The organism is Porphyromonas cangingivalis (genome assembly GCF_900638305.1).
GTDB classification, from domain to species: domain Bacteria; phylum Bacteroidota; class Bacteroidia; order Bacteroidales; family Porphyromonadaceae; genus Porphyromonas_A; species Porphyromonas_A cangingivalis.
This window is the reverse complement of record NZ_LR134506.1, coordinates 2272362-2291786: the sequence shown is the minus strand read 5'-3', so window position 1 is coordinate 2291786 and position 19425 is coordinate 2272362. Positions and strand designations below refer to the sequence as shown.

Below are 19425 nucleotides of genomic sequence, written 5' to 3'. Positions count from 1 at the left end.
ATCTGCAAACACAAAATATCCATTAAAAAAGTTGTTTTATTGAGAGAATAAACGTTTATTTGCATAAAGGCACATCTTTAAAAAGCCTGATAAAGCAATTGGAAATCAAATTATTTTAAATCCAAATTAACCAAGGCCGCAACTAATTTAACAGAAAAGAAACACATTAAACCCTCATCAAAATCAAATCGGAATCAAATCTGTACAGTCTCTTAGAGAAGTATTAATCTAAAAATCCGTTTTTATGAAAAGAATTACATTACTTTTTGCTTTCCTCATGATGAGCATGGGTATGGTATTGGCACAGTCTCAGGTCGAAGTATCTGGTACTGTCATCTCTGCCGAGGATAACCAGCCCATCATAGGAGCTACCGTTAGAGGTAAGACATCAAAGAAGGGTGACCGCACCAACATTGATGGTAAATTCAAATTCACAGTCCCTGCCAACGAAAAGATCATCGTCGTCTCTTTCGTAGGGATGAGGACTCAGGAAGTCACAATTGGAAAGGGCCTAATAATCAAACTACACCCTGACTCTGAACAACTTGATGAAGTCATGGTTGTGGCATTTGGCTCTCAAAAGAAAGCATCATTCACGGGTTCTGCAGCAGTAGTAAGTTCAAAAGATCTCGCCAACCATGTTACAACCAATGTTGCGAATGCCCTCGTTGGTAAAATCCCAGGGTTGCAAATGAGGGGAGGAACAGGAGCTCCGGGATCAGCGGGTGGATCGATGAATATTAGAGGAATTAGTACGTTATACGCAGGCAGTTCTCCTCTTATTATTGTCGACGGAGCACCTTATTCTTCAAGTTTATCGAATATCCCTCAGGGTGATATAGAATCCGTAACAGTCCTTAAAGATGCTTCGTCTGCCGCACTCTATGGAGCACGAGGAGCATCGGGAGTTATTCTTGTCACTACGAAATCAGGATCTGCTAAAGATGCGATAATTAACATAGATGCAAAATGGGGTGTCAATACTAGAGCCATTCAAGAATATGATAAGATTGAAGACCCAGGGCTTTTTTATGAAACCTATTATGCTCAACTATATAACTTTGCATCTACATACCGAAATCAACAAGGTAATCTAATCTTCGACAAACCGGAAAAAGCGAATTCTTGGGCAAACAAAAAGCTTATCGAGTTTCTGAAATATAATGTTTATGAACTACCAGAGGGTGAAAACCTCATAGGATTAGATGGTAAACTCAACCCTAAAGCCACGTTGGGAAGGACTTATACTCATGAAGGTCAAACTTATTATTTAACACCTGATGATTGGAGCAGGGAAGCTTATGGCCCAGCCCTTCGACAAGAATACAATGTAAGTTTAAGTGGAGGATCCTCAAAAAATACATTTTACGCAAGTGTAGGCTATCTTAATGATAATGGTGTCTTACAATTTTCAGGATACGAAAGGTTGACAACGAGATTAAGAGCAGATTATCACGCAAGGAAATGGCTAAAAATTGGTGCAAATATTGCATATAATCACTCAACGACAAAGTCAAATCCAAATCTTGATGATTCATTGGGGGCCACAAATGTTTTATATTTCACCTCTTCAATTCCCTCTATATATCCACTATATGTTCGTACGATAGGGGCAGATGGCAAACCCATTATTCTGAAAGACATAAATGGGAATCCTTTATATGATTTTGGATTGGAATATAAGGGATTAGGACAGAGACCTTTTGGAGCTCCAGGAAACCCACTTGGTGCAAATAGATACAACAATACAACAACTCGAAGTAGTCAACTCAATGCTAATGGAAATATATTATTGACAATAACAGACTACCTATCTCTTAACGCAACTAGTACTGTTATTTGGGGGAATACTTTATTTTCACATTATGACAATCCGTTTTTTGGTCCCAGGGCAGGTATAAATGGCCAACTTGAGAAATCCACACTTGAGAATATTAGACAAAATCACGTACAAACTCTAAACTTTGATAAAAGTTTCGGCTCCCATAACCTAAAAGCCCTTCTTGGACATGAATACTATAGAACAGAAAGGAGGAAATTGCAGGGAGTCGGACAAGGAGGATTTTCTCCAGAGATACAAGAATTAGATGCGTTTGCAAAGAAAGCCAGCAACGGTTCTAATCTGAGCAGATATAATGTTGAAGGCTTTTTCTTCAATTTACAATATGATTTCAGCGGAAAGTATTTTGCATCGATGTCGTTTCGTCGAGATGCCTCTTCTAGATTCCATAAAAATCACAGATGGGGGAACTTTTGGTCATTGGGAGGGGGATGGATTATCTCCAAAGAGGACTTCATGTCAAGTGCAAAATGGATTGATATTTTGAAACTCAAAGCATCTATAGGTCAACAAGGGAATGATAACATTGGAGATTTTGCCTTTGTAGATCTTTATAGACTTAACCCTGCTACAGAAAAGGATATGGCTCCAAGCTTTAGCAATCTCGGAAACCCAAATATAACTTGGGAAACTGCAACAAATGTCAACGTAGGTGCTGAGTTCTCATTTTTTAATAGTCGTTTGAGTGGAGCTTTAGACTTATACACAAAAAAGACTTCAAATCTTTTATTTTGGAGTTCTTTGCCAGAATCCGGAGGAGTACGCGGACTTTGGGATAATATTGGAGATATTCGTAATACCGGTGTTGAGCTATCACTTAATGGAGCAATTATTAAAACAAGTCTAATTGACTGGAATATAAACTTTAACATCGCACATAATCGCACAAAGATTCTTTCTTTACCAGAGTCTAAGACGAAGCTTTTGGGGGGATTTTATGAAGATCGTAATTGGTTCGAAGTTGGTGGAGAGCTATATAATCGCATGACTTATGCTTATGCAGGGGTAAATGAAAAAGGAGAAGCTCTTTACTATTATGATGCAGCATTACACGAAAAAGTCGATGGAAAAATCATCAATAAAATAAATGTACCAGGTAAAGAAAAATCAGGAACTACTACAGACCATACATTGGCAACGAGATATGCTCATGGTTCAACCTTACCAAAAGCATTTGGTGGTTTTGGAACAACCCTTAAGATTGGTGCATTTGATGCAAGCCTTCAATTTGACTATCAGATAGGAGGAAAACTATATGATTATCAATATGCAAATCTTGTCTCCCCTGCAAGCCAAAAACCCTCAACTATTTCAGCAATCCACAAAGATGTGTTGAGTTCTTGGCGCTCAGACAATCAAAACAGTAACATTCCAAGATGGCAATATGGAGACAAATATACAGCAGCAGAATCAGACAGATTCTTAGTAAATGCAAGTTATCTCAACTTTCAAGCATTCACTCTCGGATACACATTACCGTCGAAAATTATTAAGGGGATAACAGGAATCAGGTTATATGCCGCTGGCGAAAATTTGATATTCTGGTCTGCACGAAAGGGGCTAGATCCTAGATTTTCTTTCAATGAAACAGAAACTGTCGGGAGTTACTCTCCAGTCAGAAGTATTTCTGGGGGTATTCAGCTAACATTCTAAAAAAATCAACCTATGAAACAAATATCAAAATTTATATTTATAGCGATACTACCTCTGTCAGTTATCGGCTGTATGAAACAGTTTGATCCTCAAGACAACAGAGCATCTCAGGAGCAAGTAAACAATTCACCTGGGGCTTTTGACGCCTTGGTAAAAGGGGTAACCAATGACATATTTGGAAGAGCTATGTACACTGGAAATCCAGAACGCCGTGCGGACGACTTTGGTTTGCCAGCTTTATTTCTAAAGAGAGATGTGATGGGACAAGATATCATTTTCCCTGCACTAAATTGGTGGGGCAGTACCTATAATGCACAAGGAATGTCTCCCTCTACAGCAACTGCTCAATTTCCATGGACTATCTATTACAAATGGATAAAAAATTGCAACATTGTCATTGGGCAAGGAAAAGAAAAGCTTACAAAAGATCGGGAAAGTGGAATTGGTATCGCTCATGCAATGCGCGCTTTCTTCTATATGGACTTGGCACGTTTGTATGCACCAAGACCATATGGGATTGATAAGAATGCAAAAACAGTTCCCATTGTAACGGAGGTAACAACATCTTCTGACTTAACTAATAACAAACGAGCGACCAACGAAACCATGTGGAAATTTATCATGGAGGATCTTGAGTTAGCCGAAAAATTTTTAAAAGACTATAAAAGGACTAATAAGATGACCCCTGACCTTTCCGTTGTTTACGGTCTCAAGGCAAGAGCTTATCTGGAAATGCATGATTGGGTTAATGCCGAGAAGTATGCAAAGATGGCTCAAATGGGTTATAGTATTATGGACAAAGCATCCTACACAAGTTGGGAAAAGGGATTTAATACCCCCAATGATTCTTGGATGCTTGCATGTACTCAAAAGCCTGATGACAAGACCATCCTACTGAATGATGCTGATACCAGTTGGGGGTCTCACATGATTTTGGAAATTGTACCAGAAACAGGGTATGCTTCTGCATATGGACAAAATCCCGTAATTGATCGTCATCTATACGAAACAATCCCAACAACAGATTTTAGAAGAGAGTGTTATGTGGATTTTGCAATTGATGATTTGACAGGAGCCTCTAAAGAGGAGACAAAAAAGCTAAAGATCGATGCGTTAAGAAAGTATTCTAATTACCCTAATGAACTTTATCGCACAGGAGAGAATTCTTCAACCCAAACACTGGGAGGTCTTCCTTTAAAGTTTCGAGCAATAGGTGGAGATGCCGGGCATCAAAATCAATATATTGGATTCGTTGTTGCACTTCCATTGATGCGAGTAGAGGAAATGTTCTTGATTGAAGCCGAAGCTGCAGGGATGCAGAATGAAGCTCGAGGAAAAATATTACTTGAAGCCTTCGCTAGAACTCGTGACCCACACTTTGTTTATGGAAAACATAATGAAGCCTATGGAAATATGTCCAACACTGCTTTCCAAAATGAAATTTGGTGGCAAAGACGTATAGAATTTTGGGGAGAAGGCTTTGCAACATTTGATATAAAACGTTTTGGAAAAGGAATTATTCGCAACTATAAGAACTCAAATCATGTGGAACAATGTAGATGGAATCTAAATGAAACTCCAAGCTGGATGACTCCTCCTATAGTTCAGACTGAAACAAACTATAATGATATAGAGAATAATCCTACTCCAACTCCTCCTAGTGGAGATTCGCCAATCCATATATTTTAGTCTTTACACAGAATGATGTAATTAGTCGTTCCTTAAAAATCATCTAATCGATGATATTCAGTGTTTTATATTGAAAGATCCTTTGATGAATCTGCAAGCTTTCTTATCTTTACAGTGAGAAACTTGCAGATTTTCATGATTAACGTCAGTTCGATTTAAGCGCAAGTAGGAAGTTGGGGGTTTCTAACGATTTCAATATTCAGTTCAGGCTTTTTAGGGAGGAGATTGTAGGCAATGAGTCCTGAGATAAGGTTGGCAAGAAAATTGTTAACACTACGATGTCTGGTATGCTCTATCTGACAGACGTTTTTGAGCATATCATTGACGGTCTCTATGAGAGCTCTTTTCCTTAGTAACACTTTGTCGTAAAGATGCATAAGAGAGTTCTTCATGTTCTTTTTGATTCTTGTGATCATATGAATATCATCGACAAAGAGTTGATCAAAAAGACTTTGGGAAATGTATCCTCTATCTCCGATGAGTTTGCCGAAAAGCTTCTTGGTGAAAGACGAGTCCTTAAGGGGTTCTCTGTCATCACAATTGCCCGGAGTGATCCGGTATTTGATGATTTCTCCTTTGTCGTTAATGACAATGTGTAACTTAAAACCATAAAACCAACCCATGGTACACTTCCCTTTTCGAGCCAATCCTTTCATTGTCTTATGTCCTTGAGCCCGTTTGACATGACAGGCTCTCAGCGGGGTCGAGTCTATAAAAGAGATACCTGTACATTCGCCTAAACAGCACATATTCAGGAATGCGATGAGCTTGTATCCCACTTTACTTTGCAATTCGACAAATCGATTGTAGGAGACAAGATCAGGAAATTCGGATCGACACGAGTGGGTGATATATTGTAGATAAAAAGCCTTGAGATCTCGGTACCTTGAGAGATGAAAGAGTATAAGGATGGTCATTACCTCACCGTCAGACATCCTAGACTTCCTGTTTCTACGCTTTTTACCATCCTTTTCTATACTCTTTTCCTTGATTGTTTGGTCAAAAAGCTTTGAGAAGTCATCTACCATACAAAAAATATCAACTATATTTGTCTTCATAAAGTGGCGTTTTATTTGTGTGTATCACCTTGGTTTTCAGATACTGATATACAAATAATTCGCCACTTTTTCAATTATAACCACAACAATATTAGGCACTTAATAAAGTTGATGAGATAGTTTCATTCATCGTTTTCTTATATCGAACGATACTGTCCTATAAAAGTGTGTAAGCCCCATTAGTCCTTAACTTTGAGGTAAGAAAAAAATAAACCTAAGAACAATGGAGCTTACAACAACACAAAAGTCGGCATTTATTTCTGAAATGCTATCATCAGAGGCAGGTATTAACGAACTTATCCGTGTACTATTGGACACCTTCTCGAAGCAAGAACGTGCTCTCTTTGTCGAAGAGCATGAGGGTGAACAGTGCAATGGTTTCCGTCCTCGTCGATGGCGAGGCTACGGCTGTAGCTTTGAATTACGGATTCCTCGAACACGTTCGGGCAATTTCCAACCCCTGATTTTGGGAATCCTTTCCGGCCAAGAGAGCGAACGAGCCTTGTTGTTTCACGAGCTTTATACCCGAGGGCTTTCGTGCGAAGACATTGGTGCTGTGTGCGAACGGATCTACGGCTATCACTATAGCAAGCAGCAAGTCAGTTATCTCTCGAACACGAGTAAAGAGGAGATCTACAAGTGGTTGGAACGCCAACTGTCGCCCCACTATTTGGCGGTGTACATCGATGCTACCTTTGCCTACACACGGCGGGATGATCGTGTGGCTCAGGAAGCCTATTACACGATGTTGGGGTTGCTTCCTGACGGTAGTCGGGAGGTGCTTTGTGTGGTGAATCATCCCACGGAAGGAGCGTTGAATTGGGAGGCAGAGTTGAAAGCCCTCAAAACACGTGGAGTCGAACGTATAGACCTGATCATCTCAGATGCTTTACAGGGGATTGAACGAGCCATCGCCTCGGCTTTCCCTCACTCCTCCCATCAGCTGTGTGTCGTTCATTTCAAGCGTCACGCACTTAATGCCGTATCGAAGAGGGACAAGGATCGGATGAGACAAGAGTTGGAAGACTTATTCCCTGTTCTGGATACAGGACTTACACCCATCAAGGCATTTGAGAAATTATGTACATTTGCAGAGCCTTGGGGCAAGAATTACAGAAGTTTACTCTCTCTGTCTTCCCCTCGCAATATAGGCTACTTCACCTATCTGAGGTACCCGGAGGAGGTTCGTCGTATGATTTACTCAACGAATTGGGTGGAGCGTCTCAATCGCAGCTATAAGCGTACGTTACGTATGCGTGGGGCTCTCCCCTCGGCTGATGCCGTCGTACTCCTCTTAGGATCTGTTGCCCGAGAGATGACTGAGAGAACTTATGCTAGGAGGTTGCCCTACTTTCAAGAGTGGAAGATTAAATAAATGGATAATAACAACAAAACCACAAAGTTTTTACCACAGGGGCATGCCCCTGTGGTAAAAAAGGAAAACAACTACTCTTACACACTTTTTCGGACACTACCTAGTCATCCCTTAAAAAGCATTTGCAAGTGAGCAGTCATTCCTCGATGGTCTCTCGCTTAGCTTTTCGCATATTATTTTGAGCAGGTTCAAAAGAGCCTTCATGGCTCTTTTGAAGTTGTAAGCAGCGGCTGCCAATAGTATGTTCACAGCATCCCCAGCCAATCCCTTGTAAAAGTTGCGGCCTAAACGATGATCTGATTTCAAGTGCCCAATGGTAGGTTCTATGCCTGCTCTCTTGCAGAATAGTTTGTGTTTCTTGCGCTTCTGATACCTGCTATCTGAGGGCTTGGGAACATCCGGTATTAAAATCTGAGTGCCATTAACCTCTTTCTTACCCCGATAGCCCCTGTCGCCTGCCAGTATCTTGATCTTTCTCTGTGTGAGACGTTCTACTTGTGCCAACGAGGCTTCTATCGTGTGTCCATCATACTCATTACGAAATTGATTGGGCTCCAAGAATAAGCCCCGTAGCCGAGCGGATGATGGATACCTTATTGCCGAATTCGTACTTCTTATGCTCTTTGCCCTTGCTGATGCATTGTACCTCAGGTTCGTGAATAGAATAAATCTTTTGCCGGCTATGACGTCGTTGAGCAAGAATCGCCTCAAATCTCTCTATCAACTCCTTATGGACAGAATGCTCTCCCGGATTACGCTTGAGCTCTCGGACTAACCGGCCGGCTATGGTTCGCAATTTCCTATCCGCTCTGAGTGCCTTTTGGCGATTCTTGGGATGATTGCGAAAACGTTGGTCGCGATAAATGCGCTTGAGAACAAAGGTATAGCTTTGGCGAAGTGGTAGATCTAATTTGTGGACAATGTCCGGAACCTTACGGACAATCTTTTTATGCAACTTGGCATCTGTCGGAAAGGTGATATTCTTCTCTTGAACGGTGGAATCAATAAAAGCAGTGTCATGATGATGCTCGTCATCATCTTCGTTATTGACACGAATGCGTTCTTGGAAGATGAGTTCTACTCCCTTTGCTCCAATACGATTGCGAAAGTGTACCAATTCAGAAGAGGCACAAGGGGCACAGGGTGTAAACTCTTGCATACCACAAAAGTATTGGTAATAAGCATTTTCACTCCATTGTTTCACAACAGATTCATCTGAGAGATTACGAAGGTGTTTGAGAATCAACAAGCCACACATCAGACGAATAGGTTTAGCAGGGCGACCATTGTTTGGGCAATACAAAGGTTTGAAGGCCGTATCGAATTTGGCCCAATCTATTTTCTCAGCTAATTTATAGAGTGGGTGCGATTGGTTCAACATGTCTGATAGACTGCTGAATAATGAAGGAGTATTATAGGGCTTTTTAATCATAAAATCTGCAAGTTTTCTGCTATGAAGATAAGAAAACTTGCAGATTTAGCAAAGATATTCGTAAACTAATTTGCTGAATATCAGAGATTAAAATGAATTTTAAGGGACGACTACCTATCGAACTGACGTTAAGATACTATATGTGTATGCACAAAAAAGCTCAGGTAGACCGGTCGGTCTACCTGAGCTCTATATATGAAAATGATCTATTAAACTGATTACTTAAAAAGGCGATAGGTGAAACCGACGAAGCTGTAGACATTGTGAAGGGAGAAGGGCATCGCATCGAAAGACCGCTTGAGTATCGGAGTGATTCCCATGTTGACTTGTCCTGTCACGGCAATGCGAGGTGTGAAGTAAAAGTCCATGGCGACACGCCCACCGAAATCCCAAGCATTAAATTGGTCTGAGAAGTCAAAGTCTGCAATCTGTCCGGGGAAGAATGGTCCCAAGTCAGTCACGCCATCACCATCAAGGGCAACCTTGAATCGATTCTCCATAAGGTATGAAAGATAAAAGCCGGCATGAAATCTGAATCGATCGTTATTAGTGATATATGTTGCAACAACGGGGAGGGTCAGATACGACATTGAGAAATCGGTACTGTTGTCCCCGGTGTAAGTATTTCCGGGGTAGCCATATTTATTCATATTTATCTTTATGCTCTCCACATGAGTAGAAGCATACATCCCTTTCTTTTCGAATTCAAGCCCCGAAGTCAATCCCCAGTTTTGGTATCGGTTGAAGCGTATCGTTGTCCATCCCTTGAATGCAAAATTCATGTGAGGCTTCCATGTATACACCTTATCGACCGAAGAAGGTTTGGGTATAGGCGTTGTCGCTCCGACATTGAGGCCGGCAGTAAGACCGTATTCCATCTTCACCTTAGGAGCTTGCGCATACACTTCTGTTGCAAATAGCGTGATGCAAACCAAAGCAATGATACTGATTATCTTGTTCATGATATATTTTTATTTTGGAGATTATTTACTGAGAGGTTCTCCCTTGATTTCAAGTTTGTCTACAAGGAGTGTACTACCGACAGCTCCAAAAAATTTATCACCCATATAACTTGAAGAGAGGACAAGAGCCAAACGATATTTCTTTGTTTTGAAGTCGAGCGTCTCCCATGCTTCCTTATTCATGACAGTAAATGAAGACTCAATCCTAACCCAGTCCTCACCCTTCGTATCCTCGATCTCGCACACGGCTTTGGCTATGACACGAGGATCTGTATGTAGATTGAGCCCGGTCAAGTATGTATCTGCATCATTTCCATCTTTTATCAAAGTCTGATCCACCTCATAAAATACAGCCACTATAGAGCCCTTATCCTTGGAGTCAAGTTTCTTTTTGTCAATACCATTGATCATCTCAGCTCCTGCCTTATACCTGACAGATGCAGAGAGCCTGAAAGGCATCAAGATATACTCAGACCCAAATAAAGTCGCTTCAAGGGGAGCTGCGATGAGTTTAAGCATGTTCAACTTGCCATTGTAGACAGATCCGGGGACAACGTAAGATCCCATTCCAAAAATTCGAGTACCGGCTTTCGTTTCAAGCTTGAGAGACTTATGGTCAGACTCAGAGTTGCTTTCAAAATAAACCGGGTAAGTATTTGCAGGTTTGCTTCCTGCAAGGAAGACATATCCGGCGTTGCTCGCGGACTTCCAAAATCTCGCCAACTCCATATCCGTGGTATCCCCTTTTGCGACCGGAATCATATACGGTTTAGCTTTACCCTTGTCATCTGTCGGAGCATTCCAGGTCTTGAAGTCGTAATGTTCACTGATACGAAGTTGCTCACGCTCTTGTTCTCGTTTAAGTGCTTCTGCTATACTGTTGCGCTTCTCCTTTATGGGATCTGTCCCATTACAAGCCGAGAATACCAAGCCGGTAAGCAGGCAAAGTGCACCAAGTTTGCATACCATGGCACTTGATACACCGTTCTTATTAAGTGTCATATCTTCTCTAAGTTTTATTCGTTTCGACAAACTGTATAATACTCACTAAATACTTCCTTACGATAATCTGTCGGAAATACCTGTCATAGGGTAGATAAAAAAAAGACCCAAGATTCCAGTAAAGAATCCAGGGTTCAATCTTTCTTACATAACCTATTAACCTAAATATATATAAAGCATACCGAACTCAGGACATTGACAAAGTAGTCACAGAGAATAATCCCTCATCACCACTGTTTCCTAAAAACTACATTCGTCAAAAACAAGACCTCAGAGTCTCCAGAAAGGAGGTGTTCCAGCCGCACCTTCCGGTACGGCTACCTTGTTACGACTTAGCCCCAGTTACCGGTCTTACCCTCGTGCGATCCTTGCGGTGACGCACTTCAGGTACCCCCGACTTCCATGGCTTGACGGGCGGTGTGTACAAGGCCCGGGAACGTATTCACCGCGCCATGGCTGATGCGCGATTACTAGCGAATCCAGCTTCACGGAGTCGAGTTGCAGACTCCGATCCGAACTGAGATAGGGTTTGGAGATTCGCATCCTGTCGCCAGGTAGCTGCCCTTTGTCCCTACCATTGTAACACGTGTGTCGCCCCGGATGTAAGGGCCGTGCTGATTTGACGTCATCCACACCTTCCTCGCGCCTTACGACGGCAGTCTCGTCAGAGTCCTCAGCTCTACCTGCTAGTAACTGACGATGTGGGTTGCGCTCGTTATGGCACTTAAGCCGACACCTCACGGCACGAGCTGACGACAACCATGCAGCACCTACATACATGCCCCGAAGGGAAGTCAGGCTCTCGCCCAACCGTCATGTACATTTCAATCCCGGGTAAGGTTCCTCGCGTATCATCGAATTAAACCACATGTTCCTCCGCTTGTGCGGGCCCCCGTCAATTCCTTTGAGTTTCACCGTTGCCGGCGTACTCCCCAGGTGGATTACTTATCGGTTTCCCTTGGGAGCATACCATATATCGCATACTCCGAGTAATCATCGTTTACTGCGTGGACTACCAGGGTATCTAATCCTGTTTGATACCCACGCTTTCGTGCTTCAGTGTCAGTTGCGGTTTGGTAAGCTGCCTTCGCAATCGGAGTTCTGCGTAATATCTATGCATTTCACCGCTACACTACGCGTTCCGCCTACCTCATCCGCACTCAAGCTCCACAGTTTCAACGGCAAGACTATGGTTGAGCCACAGCTTTTCACCACTGACTTATAAAGCCACCTACGCACCCTTTAAACCCAATAAATCCGGATAACGCTCGTATCCTCCGTATTACCGCGGCTGCTGGCACGGAGTTAGCCGATACTTATTCTTAGGTTACTTGCTTACAGCTACACGTAACTGCTTGTACTCACCTACTAAAGAAGTTTACAATCCATAGGACCGTCTTCCTTCACGCGACTTGGCTGGTTCAGGCTCTCGCCCATTGACCAATATTCCTCACTGCTGCCTCCCGTAGGAGTCTGGACCGTGTCTCAGTTCCAGTGTGGGGGATAAGCCTCTCAGCTCCCCTATCCATCGTTGACTTGGTGAGCCGTTACCTCACCAACTATCTAATGGAACGCATGCCTATCTGTCAGCAATAAATCTTTCCTAAAGTCCCCATGCGGAAACCAAAGTGTATGCGGTATTAGTCCGGATTTCTCCGGGTTATTCCCCACTGACAGGCAAGTTGCATACGCGTTACGCACCCTTACGCCGGTCGCCACCAAGATTAGCAAGCTAATCCCGTGCTGCCCCTCGACTTGCATGTGTTAAGCCTATCGCTAGCGTTCATCCTGAGCCAGGATCAAACTCTCCATTGTTGAAATAAATTTGTTTGTTGTTCCTTCAGCTCTAAGATCCGTTCTATCGTTTTTGACCTGTTTTTAAGTAAACATTGACGTGGCAATGTCGAATACTTGTCGTATCCTATATTCCCTTGTACTACTTGTCAATCTTTAATTGTCCTTCGTTCAATATGTCTATGATCTCGTTGTTGTCCCTTGCTCTTGCAAAGTGATTGCAAAGGTACGAAGATTTTTTATTCTCGCAATAGGCAAGGCTAAAAAAATCCATTTATTTTTCGTTCATCCGCTCTTACCTCTAAATATATTATTGTGTACCTTCAAGTTTGCAGAAAATATCACAACACCGGAGTATGACAAAGCTCGGAAGTCCCTTACACTCTTCGGAGGCCAAAAGTCTCTGCAAAGAAATGTGTACAAAGAATAAGAATGATTCATTTACTTTTTTCGTCCGAAAATATCCATATATTTGCGAAGTGAGACAAATTGGTTATGAATAAGGTATTATCCATACGACTGATCAGACGGCTACTGCACCTGATACGGAAGGACAGCGTCAGGGAGGGAAGAGCATCATCCCTGCTCCTTGTCGTGTTACTGTCATGCAGCCTACCGGTCATTGCCCAAGATGGATCTTCGTTTCCTCCCACCAACAGGGGCTATATCGTCAATGCGACTTTGGAAGGCGGAGACACTATACCAATCATCAAGCTCCGCACACTGAATGTGTTTGCCCCCCTTGAGTTTAAGTCAGAGAAGGAGAAGCTGGAATACCTCCGTCTCATCAGAGACGTTAAGAGGACATTGCCTTATGCTCGCATGATCTCCTCGACCATGAAGGAGACCTATGAGTACATAGAGACTCTACCGACCGATAAGGAGCGTCTCGCGCATCTCAAACGGATGGAAGATGAGCTATACAAAGAGTATTTCCCGGAGATGAAGAAGTTGACCCTGAGACAGGGCAAACTGCTGATCAAGCTCATCGATCGTCAGTGCGGATCATCCGGCTTCGAACTCGTAGAAGCCTTCCTCGGTACCATCTCGGCAAACATTTGGAATCTCTTTGCAAAGTTTTTCGGGGCCAGCCTCAAAAGCAGTTACGATCCACAGAACAAGGATGCGCTCACCGAACGTGTCGTCATCTTGGTGGAGAATGGCGTACTCTGAGCCCTACATTCAGGCTCTTTCTTTCATATAGAAGAAGGCTGTATGGCCTTACCCACAGCACTGACAACGAAGCCATTGTCTCACAGTCGCACCATCCCGACGATTTATCTCTGCGAAAAGTCGAGGGATATTACCCTTGTCCACATTATTATGTCTATCTTTACAGACCATTTGAATTTTTATTAATCATTCTAAATCCGAAAGTAAAGTAATCATGATGCTTGCTTCACGTTTTAGCGAAAAGACTGTACAGATCTTCAATCAAGCGATAGCGGACTACCATGTCTCCGATGATGTGGATGCTGCGATCGTGAACCCCTACGAGTTCAAGAGCATCGAGTACTATCTGTATCTCAAATGCTGGATCGACACTGTCCAGTGGCACTTGGAAGACATCATCCGCAACCCTGACATTGACCCGATCGAGGCACTTGCCATCAAGAGGCGTATCGACAGGTCCAATCAGGAACGCACCGACCTTGTGGAGATGATCGACAGTTATTTCCTTGATCAGTACAAGGAGGTCAAGCACCTTCCCGAAGCCACGATCAACACCGAAAGTCCGGCATGGGCCATCGACCGTCTCTCCATCCTCCAGCTCAAAATATATCATATGCGTGTGGAGACTGTGCGTACCGATGTCGATGCTGCTCACATAGAGACCTGTACTTCAAAGCTGAACGTACTTTTGGCTCAGAATGAAGACTTGACTTCGGCTATCGAAACTCTTCTTGAAGACTTTGCTCACGGTCGGAAGTACATGAAGGTCTACAAACAGATGAAGATGTACAACGACCCCAACCTCAACCCTGTCCTCTACGGCAAGGGCTGATACCCTCAGGGGACAAACATATACTAAGACATTGGGATCGAGACAAACAAAAGAGGTACCGATATACGTCTGCTTCCGCTTTTCAGCGTTAGGAGATGTTGCGATGACCCTCCCCTTGATCTATGAAGTGGCTTTGGGGCATCCTCAGAGCCACTTTTACTTTGTCACCCGCCCACTGATGACTCAGTTGTTCAAGGCATGCCCTCCCAACCTCACGGCACTGCCATACGATATGGGAGCCAAAGGCTCTTGGCGTGATATGCTAAGACTCGCACACGAACTCCACAAAGCTTATCCCAAGGCAACAGTCATCGACCTGCATGATGTCCTGAGGACAAAGATATTGCGCTACACACTCAGGCTTATGGGACATGAGGTGATCACCCTACACAAGCCACGTAAGGAGCGCAAGGCCTTACTCTCTCGTACACCCACACCCGAAGTTCCAAGGGCTCTGTACGTGACACCGATGCTCTCTTTGTATGCAGATACGTTGAAGCGTGCAGGGCTGAGAGTAAGTGGCGGATGTCCTATCTTCGCCGGCTCGGAGCGACGACAGGTGATAGGTATTGCGCCTTTTGCACAACACAGAGGGAAGATACTTCCTCCTGAAGTACTGGAGACACTCATCGACAGACTTCTCGAAGTACTCCCCCTGCATCGGATCATCCTCTACGGTGCACCGGGCAGGGAGAAAGACGCTCTCAGTGAAATCGCTGCACGAAAAGGTGATCGTGTGGGGCTCTCAGAAGCCAAAGGGTTAAGTGCAGAGATAGATGAGATATCGACCTTGGAGTGCATGGTGAGCATGGACAGTGCCAATCAGCACATCGCTTCGCTCGTCTCCACTCCGGTAGTCTCTCTGTGGGGAGCGACACACCCTGCAGCAGGGTTTATGGCTTTCGGACAGAAAGAAGAAGACTGCATCGGTCTCCCGATGGGATGTCGTCCATGCTCGATCTATGGGCAGAAGCCTTGTCACCGGGGTGATTATGCCTGTCTGCACGACCTGGATCTCTCAGAGATCTTGGCACACATCATGCGTCATACGACCTAAAAGGTGTCGGACAATCGACAAAAAAAGTCGTACGACTTGATGACGAAAGTCGTTAAACTTGAGATCGAAAGTCATACGACTCGATTTTGCCCCTCGAACGAGCGCAGAGATTCGGCACGAGTGGCCATGCCAAACTTGAACCAAAAACATACAAATACATAAACTTACATCACTTATGGATCAAATTAAGAAAGTCCTCTGGACAGCTACACTGTCGCTGTGCTCGACCCTGGCAGTCGCACAAGAGGGTAGTCCTCTGTGGCTACGCTACCCAATCATTTCTCCTGACGGAAAAGAGGTTGCATTCACATACGGTGGAGACATCTACAAGGTCTCTGTCGCCGGAGGTGCAGCAACTCGCCTGACCACACACAAGGCCTATGACAATCACCCCATCTGGAGCCCCGACGGTCGTCAGATAGCATTTACCAGCGATCGCAACAACGCAGGCACCAATATCTACATCATGCCCGCAACCGGCGGAGCTGCTCGTCAGCTCACCACACACTCTTCGACAGAGACTCCTTATACCTTCACCAGAGACGGTAAGCAAGTCGTCTTCAAGGCACATTACCAAGACCCCCATACGAGCGCACGCTTCCCTATGTCACCGCTCACAGAGGTCTATGCCGTACCGGTCGAAGGGGGACGCCCCGTGCGCCTTGTAGACACACCTGCCGAAGAGATCATCTTCTCTGCCGACGGCAAGAGGTTTATGTACCAAAACATCAAAGGCTTCGAAGACGAATGGCGCAAGAAGCACGTATCGTCTGTGACAAAAGACATCCTCGAGTATGATATGACGACAGGTAAGCACCGCTTCATTGTCGAGCATGATGGTGAGGATCGTGATCCGGTCTACAGTCCTGACGGCAAGAAAGTCTACTTCATCAGCCAGCGCAACGGTGGCGATCTCAATGTTTACGAAAAAGAGATCGATGCCGATCCCAAGACTGCCAAGGCTCTGACTCACTTCAAGGACGAGCCCGTGAGATTTCTGTCCATGTCGGACGGAGGTGTACTTTGCTTCAGTTATGCCGGTGAGATCTACACCCTTGTTCCCGGAAGTACGCCTCAGAAGTTGAGCGTATCGATCCACTCGGATGTAGAGACATCTCAAATGACTTATCAGACCTTCACAAAAGGGTTCAGCGAAGCTACCGTATCGCCTGACGGTAAGCAGATTGCATTCGCAGTAAGAGGAGATATCTTCGTCACTGCGACAGACTACAATACCACAAAGCGCATCACGAATACCCCTCAGGCCGAGTCTTCGCCCACATTCAGCAGCGATGGTCGCACCCTTGTCTTTGCCAGCGACAAAGACGGACGTTGGGATCTCTACAAGGTGACGATCGCAGACAAGAGCGAAAGCAACTTCCCCAACGCCACCATACTCAAAGAAGAACGCCTCATCAAAGACAACAAAGAAGAAAAGATGCACCCTGTCTTCTCCCCCGATGGCAAGGAGATCGCTTTTGTCCTCGGCCGTACTCGTCTTGCCGTGTACAACCTCAAGAGTGGTGCCATCCGCACCATCACCGAACCAAAGGATCAGCACGGACTCACGGGATATATGGACTTCGAGTGGAGCCCCGACAGTAAGTGGTTTGTGATCTCTTATGTCGCTCGCGATCATGCTCCTTACAGCGACATAGGTATCGTAAGCGCAGAGGGAGGCAAACCCATCCACAACATCACCAACACAGGTTACTTCGACACCAATCCTCGATGGGCACTCGATGGCAATGCCATCATCTTTGCCAGCGAACGCTTCGGTATGCGTAACCATGCTTCGTGGGGCTCTCAGTCGGACGTCATGGCGATCTTCCTCAATCGTAAGGCTTACGACGAATACCGCATGAACGAAGAAGAGTACGAACTCTATTCGGCTCAAAACAAAAAGGCAGAGAAGCCCGAGGAGAAGAAGGATGATAAAAAGAAGAAAGACAAAAAGAAGACAGAAGAAGTCAAGTCCAAGGACATTGTCATCGAATGGGACAACATCGAAGACCGCATCGTCCGTCTCACACCCAATGCTTCCGAACTCGGTGATGCCCTCATCACGAAAGATGGCAAGACACTCTACTACATGGTGAGCTTTGAGGATGGTTATGACCTCTGGTCACATGATCTTCGTAAGAGATCGACCAAACTCATCAAGAAGCTCAACCAAGGCTTTGCACGACTCCGGATGGACAAGGACGGCAAGCACATCTTCATCTTGAGCAACTCACCCCAAAAGATGACAGTACAAGGCGAAGCACTCAAACCCATCACCTACCGTGCCGAGTGGTCTACCGATCTGACCAAGGAGCGTGAGTACCTCTACTCCGTGGTCAAGCTCGAAGAAGGCCTCAGATTTTATGAAGAGAGTATGCACGGCGTGGATTGGGAAGCTCTCACCAAACGCTACGCGAAGTACCTCCCTCACATCTCCAACAACTACGACTTTGCGGAACTCCTCAGCGAACTCCTTGGCGAGCTCAATGTGTCTCACACAGGTAGTCGTTACAGAGCACCCGGTGCACTCAAAAGGACAGCCGAACTCGGCCTCTTTATCTCCACCCCCAAGGGCAACAAGGATGGACTCGTCATCGATGAGATCATCTCAGGAGGACCTTCTGACAAGGCAATAAACAAGGTACAGCCCGGTGATATGATCGTGGCCATCGACGGCACAGACATCAAGGCGGGCATGGACTACTTCCCACTCCTCAATGGCAAGATCGGTCAACCCATCGCACTTACCATACGTTCGGCAAAGGGTGGCCAGCTATTTACCCAAAGTGTGAAAGGCATCTCCTCCGGTGCGCAAGAAGACCTCCTCTACAAGAGATGGGTAAAACAAAGAGCAGCTGAGGTGGACAAGCTATCCAATGGCCGTCTCGGATATGTACACATCCCATCGATGGGAGACCCCAGCTTCCGCACGATGTATTCTGAAGTGATGGGACGCTACTACGACAGAGAGGGTATTGTCATCGACATCCGTTACAATGGTGGTGGTCGTTTGCACGAAGACATAGAAGTCTTCTTCACCGGTAAGAAGTACCTCCAACAGTCGATACGTGGCAAGGACTATTGTGAGATGCCGAGCCGTCGCTGGAACCACGCCAGCATCATGGTCACTTGTGAAGCAGACTACAGCAATGCACATGGTACACCTTGGGTCTATCAGAAGATGAAGATCGGTAAGATCGTCGGTATGCCGGTCCCCGGCACCATGACAAGTGTCAACTGGGTGACGCTTCAAGATCCTTCACTGCTCTTCGGTATCCCGGCCGTAGGCTACCGCACAGAGGAAGGCCACTACCTCGAAAACATCCAAGTCGAACCTGATGTCAAGGTCTCTCTCGATCACGACAAACTCCTTCGTGGCGAAGACACGCAGATGGAAGCTGCCGTAAGGACTCTCCTTGGTGACATCAAGACAGGTCTCTGGAAGTCATTCTGACCTGAACAGATAGGACAATGAGGGCACAGTCTCCTGTCCTCTGACATAAAACCCGGATCGGGTCGGCATAGTCGATATGCCGACCCGATCCTTTTTTTGCC

At 44.9% G+C, this 19425-nt stretch carries 10 protein-coding genes, 1 rRNA gene and 1 pseudogene; 7 read left to right on the top strand and 5 right to left on the bottom strand.

Annotation, left to right across the window (positions count from 1 at the left end; translation table 11 throughout):
* Positions 1–244: 244 nt before the first annotated feature.
* Entirely contained in the window at positions 245–3493 is a 3249-nt protein-coding gene (locus EL262_RS09555; RefSeq protein ID WP_025839618.1) for a SusC/RagA family TonB-linked outer membrane protein, read from the top strand.
* A gap of 12 nt (positions 3494–3505) precedes the next feature.
* A complete protein-coding gene (locus tag EL262_RS09550; RefSeq protein ID WP_078735984.1) occupies positions 3506–5182 on the top strand; it encodes a RagB/SusD family nutrient uptake outer membrane protein in 1677 nt (558 codons plus the stop codon).
* Positions 5183–5337: 155 nt separating this feature from the next.
* Here the strand turns inward: EL262_RS09550 and EL262_RS09545 are convergent, their stop codons facing one another.
* Positions 5338–6240, bottom strand: coding sequence for an IS982 family transposase (locus tag EL262_RS09545; protein WP_126464424.1), 903 nt, complete (start codon positions 6238–6240; stop codon positions 5338–5340).
* Between the two features lie 223 nt (positions 6241–6463).
* Between EL262_RS09545 and EL262_RS09540 the strand changes: the two genes are divergently transcribed.
* Entirely contained in the window at positions 6464–7615 is a 1152-nt protein-coding gene (locus EL262_RS09540; protein WP_126464423.1) for an IS256 family transposase, read from the top strand.
* A gap of 111 nt (positions 7616–7726) precedes the next feature.
* On the opposite strand, the pseudogene EL262_RS09535 reads toward EL262_RS09540, so the two are convergent.
* The 4 genes and pseudogenes from EL262_RS09535 to EL262_RS09520 all read right to left on the bottom strand — a co-directional run bounded on the left by EL262_RS09535 (position 7727) and on the right by EL262_RS09520 (position 12826).
* Positions 7727–9047, bottom strand: a pseudogene (locus tag EL262_RS09535) (IS5 family transposase).
* Between the two features lie 218 nt (positions 9048–9265).
* On the bottom strand, positions 9266–10009 hold the full coding sequence (locus EL262_RS09530; protein ID WP_025839625.1) for a porin family protein: 744 nt from the start codon (positions 10007–10009) through the stop codon (positions 9266–9268).
* Between the two features lie 21 nt (positions 10010–10030).
* Entirely contained in the window at positions 10031–11011 is a 981-nt protein-coding gene (locus EL262_RS09525) for a PCMD domain-containing protein (RefSeq protein WP_036851001.1), read from the bottom strand.
* A 283-nt stretch (positions 11012–11294) separates the two neighbouring features.
* Positions 11295–12826 (bottom strand): 16S ribosomal RNA (locus EL262_RS09520).
* Between the two features lie 561 nt (positions 12827–13387).
* Between EL262_RS09520 and EL262_RS09515 the strand changes: the two genes are divergently transcribed.
* From EL262_RS09515 to EL262_RS09500, 4 genes are all read left to right on the top strand, one after another.
* A complete protein-coding gene (locus EL262_RS09515) occupies positions 13388–13978 on the top strand; it encodes a DUF4294 domain-containing protein (RefSeq protein ID WP_025836987.1) in 591 nt (196 codons plus the stop codon).
* Positions 13979–14195: 217 nt separating this feature from the next.
* Positions 14196–14810, top strand: a complete 615-nt coding sequence (locus EL262_RS09510; protein WP_036853330.1) for a DUF4254 domain-containing protein — start codon at positions 14196–14198, stop codon at positions 14808–14810.
* Between the two features lie 31 nt (positions 14811–14841).
* The gene (locus tag EL262_RS09505) at positions 14842–15867 is read left to right on the top strand and encodes a glycosyltransferase family 9 protein (RefSeq protein ID WP_126464422.1); all 1026 of its coding nucleotides are present in this window, start codon (positions 14842–14844) and stop codon (positions 15865–15867) included.
* A 184-nt stretch (positions 15868–16051) separates the two neighbouring features.
* Positions 16052–19324, top strand: a complete 3273-nt coding sequence (locus EL262_RS09500) for a S41 family peptidase (RefSeq protein WP_078735538.1) — start codon at positions 16052–16054, stop codon at positions 19322–19324.
* Positions 19325–19425 lie beyond the last annotated feature (101 nt).

What these genes read in the sequence shown, in the direction of transcription:
- EL262_RS09555 (WP_025839618.1), top strand. Translation starts at nt 245, where the DNA reads ATGAAAAGAATTACATTACTTTTTGCTTTCCTCATGATGAGCATGGGT.
- EL262_RS09550 (WP_078735984.1), top strand. Translation starts at nt 3,506, where the DNA reads ATGAAACAAATATCAAAATTTATATTTATAGCGATACTACCTCTGTCA.
- EL262_RS09545 (WP_126464424.1), bottom strand. Translation starts at nt 6,240, where the DNA reads ATGAAGACAAATATAGTTGATATTTTTTGTATGGTAGATGACTTCTCA.
- EL262_RS09540 (WP_126464423.1), top strand. Translation starts at nt 6,464, where the DNA reads ATGGAGCTTACAACAACACAAAAGTCGGCATTTATTTCTGAAATGCTA.
- EL262_RS09530 (WP_025839625.1), bottom strand. Translation starts at nt 10,009, where the DNA reads ATGAACAAGATAATCAGTATCATTGCTTTGGTTTGCATCACGCTATTT.
- EL262_RS09525 (WP_036851001.1), bottom strand. Translation starts at nt 11,011, where the DNA reads ATGACACTTAATAAGAACGGTGTATCAAGTGCCATGGTATGCAAACTT.
- EL262_RS09510 (WP_036853330.1), top strand. Translation starts at nt 14,196, where the DNA reads ATGCTTGCTTCACGTTTTAGCGAAAAGACTGTACAGATCTTCAATCAA.